14 protein-coding genes and 2 pseudogenes are annotated in these 16,836 nt (G+C 69.1%); 8 read left to right on the top strand and 8 right to left on the bottom strand.

What is annotated here, in order from left to right; genetic code table 11:
- Positions 1-118: 118 nt before the first annotated feature.
- On the bottom strand, positions 119-1,315 hold the full coding sequence (locus OG975_RS03560; RefSeq protein WP_406327351.1) for an epoxide hydrolase family protein: 1,197 nt from the start codon (positions 1,313-1,315) through the stop codon (positions 119-121).
- A gap of 124 nt (positions 1,316-1,439) precedes the next feature.
- Between OG975_RS03560 and OG975_RS03555 the strand changes: the two genes are divergently transcribed.
- Entirely contained in the window at positions 1,440-1,922 is a 483-nt protein-coding gene (locus OG975_RS03555) for a VOC family protein (RefSeq protein ID WP_406327349.1), read from the top strand.
- Positions 1,923-2,030: 108 nt separating this feature from the next.
- Here OG975_RS03555 and OG975_RS03550 read toward each other — a convergent pair whose 3' ends face one another.
- On the bottom strand, positions 2,031-3,818 hold the full coding sequence (locus OG975_RS03550; protein WP_406327347.1) for an ABC transporter ATP-binding protein: 1,788 nt from the start codon (positions 3,816-3,818) through the stop codon (positions 2,031-2,033).
- A gap of 575 nt (positions 3,819-4,393) precedes the next feature.
- On the opposite strand from OG975_RS03550, the gene OG975_RS03545 reads away from it, so the two are divergent.
- On the top strand, positions 4,394-4,747 hold the full coding sequence (locus OG975_RS03545) for a hypothetical protein (RefSeq protein ID WP_406327345.1): 354 nt from the start codon (positions 4,394-4,396) through the stop codon (positions 4,745-4,747).
- 125 nt (positions 4,748-4,872) lie between these two features.
- Here OG975_RS03545 and OG975_RS03540 read toward each other — a convergent pair whose 3' ends face one another.
- The 3 genes from OG975_RS03540 to OG975_RS03530 form a co-directional block, all read right to left on the bottom strand.
- Entirely contained in the window at positions 4,873-5,619 is a 747-nt protein-coding gene (locus OG975_RS03540) for a hypothetical protein (protein WP_406327343.1), read from the bottom strand.
- Positions 5,609-6,196 carry an RNA polymerase sigma factor gene (locus OG975_RS03535; RefSeq protein ID WP_406327341.1) on the bottom strand — a complete coding sequence of 196 codons (588 nt, stop codon included), beginning with the start codon at positions 6,194-6,196 and terminating at the stop codon, positions 5,609-5,611. Before OG975_RS03535 ends, OG975_RS03540 begins: the two co-directional genes overlap by 11 nt.
- A 247-nt stretch (positions 6,197-6,443) precedes the next feature.
- A complete protein-coding gene (locus OG975_RS03530) occupies positions 6,444-6,935 on the bottom strand; it encodes an FBP domain-containing protein (RefSeq protein WP_406327339.1) in 492 nt (163 codons plus the stop codon).
- 71 nt (positions 6,936-7,006) lie between these two features.
- Between OG975_RS03530 and OG975_RS03525 the strand changes: the two genes are divergently transcribed.
- From OG975_RS03525 to OG975_RS03500, 6 genes and pseudogenes are all read left to right on the top strand, one after another.
- On the top strand, positions 7,007-7,576 hold the full coding sequence (locus tag OG975_RS03525; protein ID WP_330302280.1) for a WHG domain-containing protein: 570 nt from the start codon (positions 7,007-7,009) through the stop codon (positions 7,574-7,576).
- Positions 7,577-7,690: 114 nt separating this feature from the next.
- Positions 7,691-8,890, top strand: coding sequence for a GDSL-type esterase/lipase family protein (locus OG975_RS03520; protein WP_406327337.1), 1,200 nt, complete (start codon positions 7,691-7,693; stop codon positions 8,888-8,890).
- A gap of 40 nt (positions 8,891-8,930) precedes the next feature.
- Complete coding sequence (locus OG975_RS03515) at positions 8,931-9,383, top strand: hypothetical protein (protein ID WP_406327335.1); 453 nt, start codon at positions 8,931-8,933, stop codon at positions 9,381-9,383.
- Positions 9,337-10,086, top strand: a pseudogene (locus tag OG975_RS03510) (caspase domain-containing protein); the annotation flags it as partial. The gene OG975_RS03515 and the pseudogene OG975_RS03510, both read left to right, overlap by 47 nt.
- Positions 10,087-10,260: 174 nt before the next feature.
- A pseudogene (locus OG975_RS03505) lies at positions 10,261-11,106 on the top strand (protein kinase domain-containing protein); the annotation flags it as partial.
- Between the two features lie 222 nt (positions 11,107-11,328).
- On the top strand, positions 11,329-12,084 hold the full coding sequence (locus OG975_RS03500; protein WP_406327333.1) for a hypothetical protein: 756 nt from the start codon (positions 11,329-11,331) through the stop codon (positions 12,082-12,084).
- A gap of 49 nt (positions 12,085-12,133) precedes the next feature.
- On the opposite strand, the gene OG975_RS03495 is transcribed toward OG975_RS03500, so the two are convergent.
- From OG975_RS03495 to OG975_RS03485, 3 genes are all read right to left on the bottom strand, one after another.
- Complete coding sequence (locus OG975_RS03495; protein WP_406327331.1) at positions 12,134-13,066, bottom strand: SGNH/GDSL hydrolase family protein; 933 nt, start codon at positions 13,064-13,066, stop codon at positions 12,134-12,136.
- Between the two features lie 121 nt (positions 13,067-13,187).
- Positions 13,188-14,387, bottom strand: a complete 1,200-nt coding sequence (locus OG975_RS03490) for a hypothetical protein (protein WP_406327329.1) — start codon at positions 14,385-14,387, stop codon at positions 13,188-13,190.
- Positions 14,388-14,398: 11 nt separating this feature from the next.
- Positions 14,399-16,774 carry a hypothetical protein gene (locus OG975_RS03485; RefSeq protein WP_406327327.1) on the bottom strand — a complete coding sequence of 792 codons (2,376 nt, stop codon included), beginning with the start codon at positions 16,772-16,774 and terminating at the stop codon, positions 14,399-14,401.
- Positions 16,775-16,836: the final 62 nt, after the last annotated feature.

Genomic DNA, 16,836 nt, shown 5'->3' with positions numbered 1-16,836 from the left:
CTTTCACCTGGGGTGCCGTTCGCCGGAGGACGGAGTTCTCACGGGCGGCGCCGGTGATCACCGTACGAGACGGCTCGCACCCGGTGTTGATCACCCCCTGTGCGAGGAGCCCGTGCCGTCAGCCGGCCTCGCGAAGTTCCCGGAAGAAGGCCCGTACATCGTCGATCAGTAGATCCGGCTCCTCCATGGCGGCGAAGTGACCGCCCCGGTCGAACTCGGTCCAGCGGACGATTTTGTCGGTGCGCTCGGCCAGATGACGCAGGGGTACGAAATTCTCCTGGGGAAAGACGGCGAGAGCGGTCGGGGTGGTCGACCGCTCGGGCGGCAGGCCCCAATAGTCCGCGTGGGCCCGCTCGTAGTAGATACGGGCCGACGAACCGGCCGTGCCCGTCAGCCAGTACAGCATCACATTGGTCAGCAGCAGATCCCGGTCGACGGCGTCCTCGGGGCGGTCTCGCGAGTCCGTCCACTGCTTGAACTTCTCCGCGATCCAGGCGAGTTGGCCGACCGGAGAGTCCGTGAGTCCGTACGCGAGGGTCTGCGGCCGCGTCGACTGGATGTCGGCGTACCCCTGTTCGTCGCGGAGCCATTCCTGGCCCCGCCGCCAGGAGAACAGCGTGCGCTCGCGCTCCGCGGGGCTCAGCGCGGCCAGTTCGTCCGGGTCCGGTTCGGCCGTCGCCGAGGACCCGGGGAGCAGATTCAGATGGACGCCGATCATGCGGTCGGGGTACGCCCGGCCCAGCTCACGCGAGATGCCCCCGCCCCAGTCCCCGCCCTGCGCGCCGAACTGCCGATAGCCGAGACGCTCCATCAGCTCGGCGAAGGCGGCGGCCACCCGCTGGAACTCCCAGCCGGTGTCCCGCGTCGGCCCGGAGAGCCCGAATCCGGGAATGCTCGGCACGACCAGATGGAACGCGTCGGCCGGATCACCGCCGTGCGCCCGCGGATCGGTCAACGGACCGACGATGTCCGTGAATTCGACGATCGAGCCGGGCCAGCCGTGCGTGATGATCAGGGGAGTCGCATCCGGTTCCGGCGACCGGATGTGGGCGAAGTGAATCCGCGCGCCGTCGATCTCCGTCGTGAACTGCGGCCATGCGTTCAGCCGCGCCTCGGCCGCACGCCAGTCGTACTCGTGCCGCCAGTACCGTACGAGCCCTTCCAGATAGTCCCGGGGAACTCCGTACGCCCAGCCCACGCCCGGCAACGCGTCGGGCCAGCGGGTGCGGTCGAGGCGCTGATGGAGGTCATCGAGGTCGCTCTGCGGGAAGTCGATGCGGAAGGGGGCCATGCGTGTGCCGTCTGAAGAAGTCATCGCCGCGCATGCTAGCTCCGGCCGCGGAGGGGTGCGTCCGAATATTTTCGCCGTGCCGACGATGAGTTTTCGGACGACGATCAGTCGACAGAAGTGACGACGTTTCCCGCCCGAGGAGGCACGCATGCCCGCCGACGGATTCACCACATGTCTGTGGTTCGACGGCCAGGCCGAAGAGGCCGCGCACTACTACGTCTCGATCTTCAAGAACTCCCGGCTCGGCAGGATGGGCCGCTACACGGAGGCCGGGCCCGGGCCCGCCGGTTCCGTGATCGCCGCCGAGTTCGTGGCCAACGGGCAGAAGTTCGTCGCGCTGAACGGCGGCCCGCAGTTCACGTTCGACGAGGCGATCTCGTTCCAGATCCACTGCGAGGACCAGGAAGAGGTGGACCACTACTGGAACAAGCTCATCGACGACGGCGGCGAAGCGGGCCCCTGCGGCTGGCTCAAGGACAAGTTCGGTCTGTCCTGGCAGGTCGTCCCGAGCAGGCTCATCGACCTGATCAGCGACCCGGACCCGGTGAAGGCGGCCCGCACGACCGAGGCCATGCTCCAGATGTCCAAGCTGGACATCGCGGCCCTGGAGAAGGCGTACGCGGGGGAGTAGCGGCTCCGCACGGGCGGGCCGCACACCAGGAGTCGTACACGGTGTGCGGCCCGTCCCCATGTCAGGAGCCTCCTGTCCAGCGGGCCTGCTGGTGGCCGCCCGTAAGAATCAGGCGAGCTGGCCGCTGTGCAGCGCCGTGTACGCGCCGCCGCGCCGCAGCAGCTCCTCGTGCGCGCCGATCTCCTGGATGGCCCCGTCCCGCATCACGACGATGCGGTCCGCGCCCCGGATCGTGGACAGCCGGTGCGCCACGACGAACGTGGTGCGCCCGCGCAGCAGCCGGGCCAGTGCCTGCTGGACGAGGGCCTCGGAGTGTGTGTCCAGCGCGGAGGTGGCCTCGTCGAGGACGAGTACCCGGGGATCGCGGATCAGCGCCCGCGCGATGGCGAGGCGCTGCCGCTGACCCCCGGAGAGCCGGGCCCCGTGCTCGCCGATCACGGTGTCGAGGCCCTGCGGCAGCCGGTCCACGAACTCCAGCGCGTTGGCGTCGCGCAGCGCCTCGCGCACCGTGGCGTCGCCGGCGTCGTCCATGCCGTACGCGACGTTCTCCCGGACCGTGCCGTCGAAGAGGATCGACTCCTGCGGCACCACCGAGACGAAACGCCGGTACGTGCGCAGGTCCAGCGTGTTCATGTCGGTCCCGTCGAGCAGGAGTCGGCCCGACGTGGGACGGATGAAGCCGATGACGAGATTGAGGACGGTGGACTTCCCGGCCCCCGAGGCGCCGACCAGCGCGATGGTCTCGCCGGGAGTGACGGCCAGCGTGAAGTCCCGTACGGCGGGCCTGCCTTCCTCCCGCGCGGGCCCGGCCCCCTCGAAGTACGTATGTCCTACGCCCTCGAAGGTGACGGCACCGCGCAGCGAGGTGACCTCCGCCTTGCCCTCGTTGTCCTCCAGTTCGGGAGCCTGGAGCACCTCGCCGACCGAACGCACCGACTCCAGGCCCCTGGTGATGACCGGGGCCAGACCCGCGAGCGTCGTCGTGGAGTTGGTGAGGGTGGTCAGGAAGGCGCTGAGCATGACGACGTCGCCGGGTGTCACGCCCCAGTAGCCGTAGTACGACACCAGCGCCGCGCCGGTGAGGAACAGCACGCCGACGACGTTCAGGAACACCCACGCCAGCGAGGCGAACCGCCCGTTGAGCAGGTCCAGGCGCAGCCCGGAGCGGAGCACCTGCCGCAGCGTGCCGTCCATGCGGCGCAGCGCCTTGCCCTCCAGGCCGTGTGCCCGGGTGACCGGGATGAGCCGCGTCATCTCGGTCACCCGCGACGACAGATGCTCGACCTCGTGCCGGAAGTGCTCGTTCTGGGAGCGGAGCCGGGTCCGCAGCCGCGCCACGAGCAGGGCCGCGATCGGCACGACGCACAGGAAGACGGGCACGAACTCGGGTGTGCGGACGGCGATGACGACCAGGCCGCCCGTGAGCACGGTGAGCGCGCCGAGCCCGGTCTCGGCGGTCTGCTGCACCATCTGCTCCACGGTCTCCACGTCCCGGATGACCTTGGCCTGCAGTACGCCCGCGCTGACCCGTGAGTGGTAGCCGATGGAGAGCTGCTGCATACGGGTGCACAGGGCGGAGCGCAGATCGGTGCCCATGCGGCGCACGCTGCCGTACAGCAGACGCACGTACAGCAGGTGCAGCGGGATGTTGACCAGCAGGATGAACAGAATCACCCCGGCGCTCAGCCACACCCGGCCGATCGGCTGGTGCTGGACGACGGTGTCGATGATGGACGCCGTGATCAGCGGCAGCAGCCACACCGGGCTGTGCTTGACGGCGAAGACGAGGAACGCCGCGGCCAGCTTTCGGCGGTCGGCGCGGAACAGGTAGGCAAGAGTGCGTATCGGGTGCTCGCCCCGGTAGCGATGGTCGAGCGGTTTCTCGGACGACGCCATCGGCGATGGTCCTCCCCAGTGGCCGAGTAGAGAGCAAGCGCTTTCTTCCCGCGTTGCGCCGGAGTACACCGGGTCGAGGGCGCCGTTGTACTGGACTCACGACTGGCATCCGTCACCGCCTGGATCAAGTGCCGGAAAGTGCAATCCCCTGAGAGCTGTTTTCCGTATTGATTCACAGGAGGCAACTCCTTCTGATCAACAGCTCGCGATGCCGGGCTCCGCACGGCGATCCAGTGCGGGGTGCCCCTGGGCATCGCCCAACGCTGGTGCGACTGCGCAACTGCCTTTTCACCCACGGACGGCAAAGGCACCGGTTACCCGCGCGGCCTGAAAATCTTCAAGATCAAAGCAGTGATCGCCCCGCGACCTGGTTCGTGCTGCGTCGAACCGTGTGAACGAGAACGCGGCAGGATGCCGTCTCCCCCGGGGCCCCTCTGCATCAATGCCCTTGAACACCTGGAGTCACGATGAACTCCACGAATGCTGCCGAAGCCACCTTGAGGGGACTGGGAGTGTGCTGCGCCGTTGGCAATACGGTCCTGCACACGCTTCTGGTCCCTGCTCATCTTGAGGAGATGTTCTACATCGGTCTTCTGTTCGCCGTGGGCAGCGCCATCATGCTCGCCGTGGCAGTGGCGCTGGTCATCGTCAAACGTCCCTTGATCGCTTGGCTGACCGGGACGCTCGTCAGCCTCGGCATGATCGTCGGCTTTGTGCTCTCGCGCACCGTCGGCCTGCCGGGCGGCTACTACGAACCCGGCTGGGAGCCGCCGTACGGCCCCCTGTCCGTGCTCGTTGAGGGACTCTTCGTCTTCGCCTTCCTCGCCTGGCTCGGTGACAGGGCCGCGCACGGCGTAGCGCCCAAACTGCCGTACAGGGCGGACCGCGAGCCGGTCTCGGTGGGGCCCGGCGTATCAAAACCCCGGTGACGCCGAGCCTGACGAACATGCACGCGGCCTGGCGGGACCGTCACAGGGCCCGCCACGGCTCCCTCCCAAGGGCCGTCCGTCATGGAACCCGTCATCTGCCCGTCCGCCGGGGCACCCCTCGTCGTTCAGGTCTCCAGGCCCAGGTGAGCCGTTGCGAGCACGGTGCCGTCGGGCGCCGTCACCCGGGCGCCGGAGAGCGTCGAGGGGTCGACGGAGGCGGGGCCGCCCCAGGAGCCACGGCCCTCACGCAGGGTGAAAGTGCCGACGGGAACCGTGGTGCCGTCCTTGCGCTCCAGCAGGCAGACGACCTTGCCGTTGGAGGGGCTACCGGCCTGGGCGAGGTCGATGGTCATGTAGACCCAGCCCTCGGGGTCGGCGTGTGCGTAGACCTCACCGACGGGCTTCCCCGGGGCGACGGTCGAGGTCAGGTCTCCGGACAACAGGTCGGTGTCGGTGGAGGTGGCGGAAGGCCCGGCCACGACGTTCTCGATCGCCGTGCCGGCCGCCCAACCGCCGAACCCGACCGCGACGACGAGCGCGGCCGCGGCGGAGGCGACCCGCAGGCGTACCGGGCCACGGAGGCGCTTGCGCGGTACGGCGGACCCGCGAGCGTGCGCATGCCCCTCGGGCACCGGCGCCCCCTGCGTCAGCGCCTGAGCCACCCGGGTCTCGAACCCGACCGGCGGCTCGCTGCCGGGCAGCAGTCCGATGAGCCCGTCGCCCACGAGGGTCAGCTGCTCGATGTACTCCCGGCAGTCCGCACACCCCTCCAGATGGGCGACCGCACCGGCCCGTTCACGGCCGGGCAGCACGCCGAGCGCGAGCTCGGCGCCGACCTCCCGCAGCTTCTCGCAGGTCACATCACTTGCCATGGTCGCCTCGGTTCGGAGACGCGAGCGTGATGCGCAGTTTGCCCATCGCCGTCCTGATGCGCGTCTTGGCGGTGCCCAGCGGGATCTTCTCCCAGTCGGCGATCTGCTGGCCGGTCATGCCGTAGATCCCCGCCATCACCAGGGCGCGGCCCTGCTCGCGCGGCAGCTCCGCCACGGCTGCCCGCAGCTGGGAGGACGCCTCGGCGGCCAGTGCGTGCTGCTCGGGCGTCTCGCCGATGACGCCGAGCATCGCGTCAAGATCCTCGGGCGCCACCGGCTCCGGCCGTCGCGACCGGACGGCGTCGATGGCGAGGTTGTGGGCGATGGCCATCAGCCAGGTCCTTACCGATCCGCGGCGCGCGTCGTAGATCTGCGCGTAACGCCACGCGCGCTCGAACGTCTGCTGGGCGATGTCTTCGGCGAGCTGTGGATCCCCGATGACGGCGATGGCGACACCGAAGACCGTGTGCTGGAACCTCCGTACGAAGGTGACGGCGAGCTCCGGATCGCCGGTGGCCAGCCCGGACAGCAGAGCCTCGTCCGAGAGCCGGCCCACGGAAACCGGAAATCTCGACATATCTGTGTATACGGTTCGCCCGTGTCCGGGGATTGCCCTACCGCTACGGAATCGGAAGGTCATGGTCCGATTCTCCCTCGGCCGGGCTCCGCGCACCCGGACTTCGTCCAGCGTCATGGCCGGGGACCGAAGCCGGGGTGGCCGCCCTGGCGCAGCGGCAATGCGAGCGTGTCCACCGCGATGTGCCGCATGTGGCCGCGGCCTCCATGCCCGCGTCGAAGCCCCTGACCGGCCGATCGAACGGGAGTCAGGCGGTCACCTTGGCGATGAACGCGGCGAGGTTCGCCACGGTCCGCTGGATCTTCTCTTCCGGCGTGAGCGACTCGTGGGGCCGTGAGCCGACGCCCGCGTCCTTCTTGCCCCGCACGTACAGCGAGCACGAGAGGTCGCTGCATATGTAGGCGCCCACCGAGTTGCCCTGCTGCCCGGCCTTCCCCGCCTTCGGCGCGACCATCAGGGAGACGCCGCCGGTGTGGGTGGTCACGCACATGGAGCACATGCTGCGCCGCATCCGGGAGGCGGCGGGGCTGGGGCAGCGCAGCGCGAGGGCCTTCGTCAGGCCGTCCAGCTCCATGACGAGGTAGGCGCGTTCGGGTGCCTGGGGATCTCGCCAGCCGAGGTAGTCCAGGTCGTCCCAGGGGCGGTCGGTCAGGTCCCGTGGGACGGACAGGCGCTTCGCCTCGCCCTTGGTGCAGTTCACGAACGCGGTACGGATCTCTTGCTCGGTCAGCGGCTTCATAAGGGGCAGGCTAATTTGCCTAAAGGCTTTAGGCAATTGCATAATGGTATCTGCCTATTGAGGGGACGGGTATGGCACGCGTAGGGCTGACCACGGAACGCCTGACTCGGGCAGGGGCGGAACTGGCGGACGAGGTCGGCTTCGACCAGGTGACCGTCTCGGAGCTCGCCCGGCGGTTCGACGTCAAGGTCGCGAGCCTGTACTCGCATGTGAAGAACTCCCAGGACCTCAAGACCAAGATCGCCCTGCTCGCCCTGGAGGAACTCGCGGACCGGGGCGCCGCCGATCTGGCCGGCCGGGCCGGCAAGGACGCCCTGACCGCTCTCGCGAACGTCTACCGCGACTACGCCCGGGAGCATCCCGGCCGCTATGCGGCGGCCCAGATGAGGCTCGACCCGGAAACGGCGGCCGCCAGCGCCGGTGTCAGACACGCGCAGATGACGCGGGCGATCCTGCGCGGCTACGAGCTGACGGAACCGGATCAGACGCACGCGGTCCGGCTGCTGGGCAGCGCCTTCCATGGCTACATCAGCCTGGAGATGGGGGGAGGGTTCAGCCACAGCGCGCCCGACACACAGGAAACCTGGTCACGGATGCTGGACGCCCTCGACGCCCTGCTGCGGAACTGGCCCGCGCCCTGACCTGGGCCCCGCAGCGGCCGGAGTCCGTCGGCCGCGCGGCCTGGCGGCGATTCCGAACAGCGCGAACGGGAACAGCGGGCACAGCGCGAACATTTTGATCAAGAGAACGAGGCCATGCACACCAAGCGCGACTGGATCACCACACCCATCACCAGGGACCTCCTGCGCGGCGCCCTCGACCTGGAGCGCACCGAGCACGGATGGCTGCCGCATCGGCTGCCCTTCCGGGCCCGCAAGCAGATCCCCGACGGGCAGCTCGCCATGGCCGAGTCCCAGCCCTCCGGCGTACGGCTGGTCTTCCGGACCCGGGCCACCGCCGTCGAACTGGACACGCTGCCCACCAAGCGGGTCTACGTGGGTGCCCCGCCCCGCCCGGACGGCGTGTACGACCTCCTCATCGACGGCCGCCCGGCCGGCCAGGCCGGCGTGAGGGGCGGCAACACCCTGACCATCGACATGACCACCGGATCCGTCCAGGCCCAGCCCGGCCCGGTCGGCACCCTCCGCTTCACCGAACTGCCCGACGGCGCCAAGGACATCGAGATCTGGCTGCCGCACAACGAGACCACCGAACTCGTCGCCCTGCGCACCGACGCCCCCGTCGAGCCGGCGCCGGACCGGGGTCGCAAGGTGTGGCTGCACCACGGCAGTTCGATCAGCCAAGGCTCCGACGCCGCCAGCCCCACCACCACCTGGCCCGCACTCGCCGCCTCCCTCGCCGGTGTGGAACTGATCAACCTGGGCCTGGGCGGCAGCGCCCTGCTCGACCCGTTCACCGCCCGCACCCTGCGGGACACGCCCGCCGACCTGATCAGCGTCAAGATCGGCATCAACCTGGTCAACACCGACCTGATGCGACTGCGCGCCTTCACACCCGCCGTCCACGGCTTCCTCGACACCATCCGCGAAGGCCACCCCACCACACCGCTGCTGGTCGTCTCGCCCCTCCTGTGCCCCATCCACGAAGACACACCCGGCCCCAGCGTCCCGGACCTCACCGCCCTCAGCACCGGGCAACTGCGGTTCCGGGCCGCGGGTGATCCGGCGGAGCGCGCCGACGGGAAACTGACCTTGGGCGTCATCCGCGACGAGCTGGCCCGGATCGTCGAGCAGCGCGCGGCCGAGGACCCGAACCTGCACTACCTCGATGGCCGTGACCTCTACGGTCAGGCCGACTCCGTCGACCTGCCGCTGCCCGACCAACTCCACCCGGACGCCGCCACCCACCGCCGCATCGGCGAACGGTTCGCCGAGCTGGCCTTCTTCCGTTCCCGCACTGCGATCGCCGCCCGGAATCCACTGGCTGACGGCTAAGCTGATCCCGCATCAGCTGCACCGGGGGAAGGGGGGCGCGGTGGGTGGCGACGCGACGCGCGTGATGAATCTCGTGCTGGAGGGCAGCGAGGACAGTGACCAGGAAGAACTGGACACACTCACCCTCCAGTTGCGTGAGCGATTGCTGGAACTGGACATCGACCGTGCCGAGTTGAATCGCTCCGACGGGGCTCCGGACGGTTCCAAACCCGGCGATGTGATCGCTCTCGGGGCTCTCGCGGTGACCATGGCTCCTTTCGCGTTGCGAAGCGTCGTGCGGCTGCTGGAGACGTGGATCGGACACCGGCCCGTTCGTACGGTCAGCATCACGATCGGCGAGGACAGCCTTGAACTGCAGGCGGTCTCCCCCGGTGACCAGCGGAAACTGATCGACGCGTTCATCACCCAGCACGGTCCGACGCCACCACCCGCGGGGGATTCGGCGAGTGGGCCACCACCGGAGTCCGGTGGTGGTACCGCCGAGGGGGCCTGAGGTCGCGGCCGTGTCTGAAAGTCGCTTCGCACTGCTCATCGCCACAGGCCGTTACGACCATCCCGGCCTGCAACAGCTCCGCTCACCCGTCCGTGATGCCGAAGGCCTCACGGAGGTCCTCCAGGACCAGCGCATCGGTGGCTTCGATGTACGGACGGTCGTCGACGGCCGCCAGCATGAGGTGAACCGGGCCATCGAGGACTTCTTCCTCGACCGCGGCAGGGATGATCTGCTCCTGCTGCACATCTCGTGCCACGGCATCAAGAACGACAACGGCGAACTGTACTTCGCGGCCCGCGACACCGACCGAAGACTGCTCGGCTCCACGGGCGTCTCGGCCGCCTTTCTGCACACCCAGATGCGCCGCTGCCGCGCCAGGTCGATCGTGCTGTTGCTCGACTGCTGCTACAGCGGCGCCTTCCTTCCCGGAAGCAAGGGCGATACGGCGGTCCACGTCAACGAGGAACTGGCCGGGCACGGCCGGGCCGTGCTCACGGCGACCAACCGCGCCGAATACGCCTGGGAGGGCAACCAGCTCAGTGAACTGGAACCCGAACCATCGCGGTTCACGGGCGCGGTGATCGAAGGCCTGCGCTCGGGCGAGGCCGACGGCAATCGGGACGGCCTGGTGAGCGTGAACGACCTGTACGACTACGTCTATGAGCGGCTGCGTGCCGACGGGGTCAAGCAGCGGCCGCAGATGTGGGCGGAACTGGAGTACCGGGTCGTGATCGCGCGCTCGCTCCTTGGCGACAGACGGGCGGAGCGTGAGGAGCGCGAGGAAGAGGAAAGGGAGGCGTTGCCGACGGGGCAGCGGACGAAGGCGCCCGGCCCGAAGGCCCAGGGTGAGGGGACGACTTGGCCCGAAGGAACGTGCATCGGTGGCCGGTATGAGCTCGGCCAGCTGCTCGGCCGGGGTGCCTTGGCGGAGGTCTACCTCGCGCGTGACAACCGGTTCGGCCGCACCGTGGTGGTGAAGACGCTGCGCGCGGATCTCGCACGCGACTCGTCGGTCCTGGCCCGGTTCCGCCAGGAGGGCCAGTCGGCCGCCTCGCTCAACCATCCCGCGATCGTCGCCGTGTACGACACGGGTGAGGAGGACGTCGACGGGACCTCCATCCTGTACATCGTGACGGAGTACGTCGGCGGGTCCACGCTGCGCGAGCTGCTGCGCTCGGGCGACAAGCTGCTGCCCGAACGCGCCATGGAGGTGACCATCGGGATCCTCCAAGCGCTCGAGTACGCCCACCGCAACGGCATCGTCCACCTCGGCATCAAGCCGGCCAACGTCATGCTGACGCGCAACGGCCAGGTCAAGGTGAAGGAGTTCGGCGCCACCCCCACCATGGGCGGCGTCGGCAGGAGCGGCGCCAGCACGACGTTCTTGCAGGCGGTCGCCGTCATCGGCACCGCACACTACCTCTCGCCGGAGCAGGCGAAGGGCGAGCAGGTCGACGCCCGCTCCGACCTCTACTCGACCGGTTGCCTCCTCTATGAACTGTTCACGCTCCGAACTCCGTTCATCGGGGAATCCCCGGTGGCGTTGGCCTATCAGCACGTACGAGAAGATCCGCTGCCGCCGAGCGCTGTGGACCGGGAGATCACGTCCGAGATGGACGCGATCGTCCTGAAGGCGCTGGCCAAGGATCCGGACCACCGCTACCAGTCCGCCGGTGAGATGCGCGCCGACATCAAGGCCTGCTTCGACAGCCAGCTCGCTGCCCGCTCCTTCTCGGCCTACTGGTTCGCGGTGCCCGAGCGTCGCCCGCTGGTGTCCGAGACCGATAGCCGGGTGATCTTCGAGCTGGAGCCGGGAACCTGGTATTTGGCGGTGGAGCGGCAAGGGGCGAACTTGGCGGTACGGATTCAGGACGGGCTTCGGGGACTGCTCAGGGACACGTCCGGCCTCATACGCGGTTAGGGCACAGGGAGGAAAGGGCCGGCCATGATCGGCGGAGTAAGACAGCGCATACACCTGGACCACGCCGCGGCCACGCTGATCGAGCACGCAGCGCGATGGTCGTCCGAGCACTGCGTGGTTTCTCCCATCCGGTGGCGACAGGGCAAGGACGGTTCTCCCGTCGCCGACCGCGGTGAACTGGCCAGTCCGGACTGCCTGGGAGTAGGCGTGGCCCATGCGGGCTGGGAGGTCCGGCTCGTGGTGGAGCTGGAGGCCACGGGGTGGGCGCATCTCCGCTTCCTGGCGGAGAGCGGCGGTGTGCACGAGCGGTGGCGGGTCCGGTCGCTCGACATGTGGAGCAGCCTGCTGGACGAGGCGGTGTCGCGCGCCTCCCGCATCCGTCTGACGCACGCCCAGTTGCTGGCCCGCACCTGCACCACCGGATGGCTGGACTGGATCCACGGGGAGCTGTGGCTGCTGCCGACGAGCCTGGTCCGGACACGCAGTGGGTTGACGGAGACCGTGGCGAACTCCTTGGGCTCCTCGCTGACGGCGCCGAATCCGGGCCACCTCATCGGCTACGACCCCACGGCTGTCCTGGCCGGACACCGCACCAACAAGGTCATCCCGTTCGACGCCGTGGCAAGTGCCCGTCTGCACGGTGGTCTCACCACGTCGGCCCTGACGGTCTCGATGGTCGACGGCACGCGGCACAAGCTCCTGTGGCTGGCCTCCGAGCCGGCGCGCCGCCTCTTGGCGGACCGGTTGCTTCCTGTCCTGGGTGCCCGTCTCATCCAGTGACGGCGCGCCGCCGAACCGATGAATCCGGACGCACTCCTGCTACGGGGTGTTAAGGGGAGGTCCCGTCGTCGGCCTCGGCGACGACCCGGGTGATCTCGCGCGTGATGCGCATGATTCCGGGCGAGCGGACCGGGCACGGCTTCGGGGTGGTCGTGGTGGGGGCCAGGCAGAAGTGCAGGTAGTCGTCGTCGCGGTGGAGGGCGGTGCGGTCGCGGGTCGCCTGGGTGCAGTACGCGGGGTGGTCGTGCTCGTACGCCGTGCAGGGCAGGTACTGGGTCCAGGTGTAGCGGGCGGATGCCGGGCTCACCGTCCGGCCGGCGTCGGCGACGAGGTCGCCGGCGGCGCGGGCGCGCGTCTTGTACAGGGTGTTCACGGTCTGGACCCGGGTGGGGGTGATCGGGTCGGGACCCTGGAGGACCCACACGATCCTCGGGCGTCGGGCTCCGCCCGCCTGCGCGATCTGGTCGGTCAGCCGCTTCATGTCGGCTTCGTAGCGTGCGAAGTACGTGCTCCGCGCCTGGTCGTAGGTGATGCCGTCCATGCAGGGCGTGTAGCCCCACGCGTTGCCCCAGAACTGGAGGACGACGAAGTCCGGTCGCAGGGAGCGGACCAGCGCGGCTGCCTTGTCCGCGGTCGGGACGAGAGACTTCTCCTTGGTGCCCTCCAGGTAGTCGCACAGGGTGGTGCCCGAGTACGGGGCGCTCGTGTAGCGGGCGTGCAGCCGGTCCCGGAGCAGCCCGCCGAGCACCTTCTGGTTCTCCATGGCGATCGAGTCCCCGAGATAGAGAACCGTGGGCGCCTTCGCCGGGGCGCTCGGCTCCGGGGACACGACGGCTCCCTGATGAGTGGTCGGGGCCGCCGACCCCGCGCCTGAGGGCGCCTCGGGAGAGGGCGGCGACGCCTCCGGGCCCGAGGCCGGATCACCGCACGCGCCGAGCAGCAGCGCGGCCAACAGCACGCCCACGATCCACGGCTTCCGCATACGGCAACTCCCGCCCCGCCCGCCGAAAGAGCTCCCCAGGCAAGCACAGGCGGGCGGAAGGCGGAAGACACGCGTCGGCCACACGGTGCGCGCGAAGCGACGGAACCTCTGAGGGCCGCCCTCACCTCGGCCGGGACCGTCTCCTCGCCAGTGAGTCCTGGGCGAATCCGCTGAACGCCTGCGCGGCCTCCTCGGCACCCGACGTGACGTGGTCGATGGTGCCGAGCGCGGCGACGAACCCCGCGAACTGCGGGGCCAGCGTGGCGCCCTCGGCGGCGGCGCCCCCGGCGGTCGCGGCACCGCCGACGAGCGCCGTGGACGCCAGCGCCGCCACCCCGTAGAGGCTCGCCAAGGCCAGGATGGCCACGATGCCCGTGGCGCCGTACGCGAAGATCTTCATCGTGTCCTCGCTGAACAGCGGCTCGTACTTCGCCCACACGGGCTGCAGCTCCGGGAGCAGCTGGGGGAATTGGCGGTTGAAGGTGAAGCGCTGGATCGCCCTCCTGGCGTCGGTCAGCAGCTCTGCGGGCACCTTGAGTCCGCGCAGGTCCTCCACGGACACCGAATGGATGTGGTAGAGCACCAGACCGTCCTCGCCCAGCCCTGTCGGGTCGGCGAAGGTCGGCTCGTAGCAGATCCAGTCGAAGCGCAGCGGAGTCTCGGAGCCGTCCGGGTTCGTGGTGAAGGGGACGGGAAGGGGGCAGATCCGGATGGCCGGCCGGAAGGCGGACGGGGCGACCACGATGTTCGAGACACCGGGGCTGTAGCCCGCGTGCAGCCCGGCAGTGAGGATCTCGGCCATCGCCGGACGCACCACCTGGTTGCGGAGCTGGTCCATCTTCTCCTGCAACTCCTTGCGGGTCTCCGCCCGTTGGCCCTCGGTGCTGACCTCGACCAGCTCGATCCTCGCCGGGTCGACGCTGTCGGTGACCCCGCACATGTCGGGCTTGCGGAAGCCGCCGATGAAATTGATGACGTCGTTGAGGAGCCGCTCGGTGAGTGTGCCGGTCTCGCGGTTCCTGCGGAACCGGGCCATCTTGTCCAGGCTCGGCGGATTGGCGAAGTCCGAGCGCATGTACTTGAAGATCGTCCCCACCACCGGCGAGAACTGCTCGGCCTCGTACGAGGTGAACAGGAAGTCCAGCTGCCAGGTGACGGCGCTGCCGACGGCGCCGTACTTTTTGCGGAACCAGTCGCCGAACTGGTAGCGGATGAACAACTCCGCGGCGGTGTACTCGAAGTACGACTTCTTGCCCGGGCGCACCGGCCAGGTGTTGCACGCCGGCAGCCCGAGACCGGAGAGGGAAGGCTGGGGTCCCATGACGCCTCCCGTCACTCGGGGCCGTGCATCACGATGCCGATGTCGACACCGCTGGTGGGCGTGTACTGGTACCACTCGTTGACCAGGACCCCGCGCAGCTTGTCGTCCGCGATCGGGCCGCCTCCGGGGTTGGCCGCGGGGATGCCCGGATAGGTGCGCAGCGCGTACGCCCGCATTTCCTGAGCAATCGTCAGATAGGGGTGTCCGGCAGGGAGTTCGTCGCTGAACGCGCCGTTCTCCATCAGGGCCGCGAAGGACTCCTCGAAGCCCGGGCGGATGGTCAGTACCACGCGCGCCGCACCGGAGCGCAGGAACGCCTGCCGGGTCGTGTCGGGATGGCTCATGGACCGCACGGCGTCCCAGTTCTCCCTCGGGTCCCAGAAGTAGGGGTAGAGGAAATACAGGACGTTCTCCCACTCGATGGCCTGGTGCAGGAACTTGATGACCTCGCCGTAGTGCAGCGCCAGCTTCCAGTCCTTCTGCCGGTCGGGCCCGGGCAGCCCGCTCGGCTCGCCGATCTCCAGCAGATCCCCGGACGGCGTCGTGCGGTACAGGTCGTGCACCTTCACCGGCATCAGGTCGAACTCGGGGCCGAACAGCCAGCCGAGCACCGCCCGCATGATCTCCTCGTGCTCCTCCTGGCGCAGCGTCAGCGTGTCCGTGCCGGCGAGGGTGGCGTAGAGAGCCGTCCGTTCCTCCTCCAGACGCCGCCGGCCCGCGTTGTACATGTCCAGCGCGGCGGCCCGCAGCTTCTCCCAGCAGGCCAGCTGCCAGGCGTACAGCCGCTCGGCGGTGCGGTCGACGGTGAACCGCATGGTCAGCGAGAGCTGGTCCATCAGCCGCGAGGTGAACAGGAAGTTCTGCTTGCCGCGCATCCCGTTGAACGCGGGCGGCGCGAGGTCGTCGTCGAGGAACGCCTTGCCGTCCACGGCCAGGTTCCCGGTGAACCCCAGCAGCATGAACATCCGGCCCCGTTTGGCGACATTGCCGAGTTCCGCGTTGATGTGGGCCTTGGAGACCGCGTATCCCTCGGGCAGCTCGAAGTCGATCACTCCGGTGTGTACGGCCTCGTCGTCGCCGAACTCGAAGTGCTGTGGCGTCGTACGGATTTCCTGCTGCGGATCGGGTTGCGGCTCCAGTACGACGTTGTAGTCCTTCTGGAGCTGGACGCGCTTCTCCTCGGTGATGTCGGACGGATCGAGGCCGAAGTCGAACGACTTGGCCAGCTCGATGTCGATCGTGCGCAGCCGCACGTAGGTGCGGCGGAACCCGGCGCCGACGTCGGGGAGTACCAGGTCGTACGTCATCCGCAGCCCGTAACGGAACAGCTGGACCCGCCACTTGCGCATCAGCGAGTAGTAGTCGATCCGCATGGCTTCGGTGGCGCTGGGGTTGGTCAGCGTGCGGGTGGAGGTCTCCTCCTTGCCCACCACGGACACGGTGGAGATGGTGACCTTGTGCTCCTTCTTGGCCCGCAGTGACGCCTTCTGGGTGAGCTCCATGCTGTGGTTGGAGCTGTCCTTGCGGGTGCTGGTCTCGTTCTCCTCGTGCTTGAAGTTCGAGTCGGTGGAGAACGTCACGAAGCCATAGCTGCCCGATACATGGGCGCTCAGGTCCAGCGCGTTGGCGACCTTCGTCTGCGACTCGGCGGACTGCGTCAGCTCCGTCTTCTCGGTCACGCCCTTCTCGCTGTAACTCTCCAGCTCGTCCTTGACCACCGACTCGAAGGTGTCGGTGACGGTCGACCATTCCTTGTGGACGACGTTGACGGTCTCCTTGGGGGAGAGCGGGATCGTGGACAGGAGTTCGCCGCGCTCGGTCCCGGCGGGTGTCATGTCGATCCGCTCCAGGTGCAGCCGGCCCACCGGGGTGATCGCGACCCGCTGCGAGAAGTCCAGCGTGGCCTGCTCGGCGAACCGGGCCTGCGCGGCTGCCCGGTCGGCGGTCCGGGCCAGCTCGGCGGGGCTCTCCGCGACGGCGGCGATCAGCCCCGCCAGACCCGCGGAGCCGGTACCGCGCTCACCCTCCGTGCGCAGCCGCTCGGCGACGTCCTTGCGCAGCTCCGCGACCGCGTTGCCCAGCAGCACCAGCGCCTCGACCGGCACCTGCCCCAGGCGCGCGGCGTGGGTCCCGACGGCCGGGCCCTGGGGCGGCACCAGCGCGTCTAGCACGGCGGGCGGCACGCCTCCGCGTTCCCGCACCTCCTCGACCTCGGCGGGAGCGAGCGCCAGCGAGCGGACGAACGCGGCCTTCTCCACCCCGCGCAGCAGCTGCGACCCGCCGGCAGCGGTCTGCGGGATCGCCAGCGGCGAGTACGTCGCCTTGTACATTCCGCGCCGCGCATGCGGCAGTTCCTCACTCGACGGCGTAGGAAAAGGCGTCGGCATGGCGGTCCCCTCCCGCTCTCATCACGCGACGCGCGATGACCCCGTGGGGCCCGTGCGGGCCA

The sequence above is a fragment of the Streptomyces sp. NBC_00203 genome (assembly GCF_045206325.1).
GTDB lineage: Bacteria > Actinomycetota > Actinomycetes > Streptomycetales > Streptomycetaceae > Streptomyces > Streptomyces lutosisoli.
This window is presented reverse-complemented; position numbering and strand designations above follow the sequence as displayed.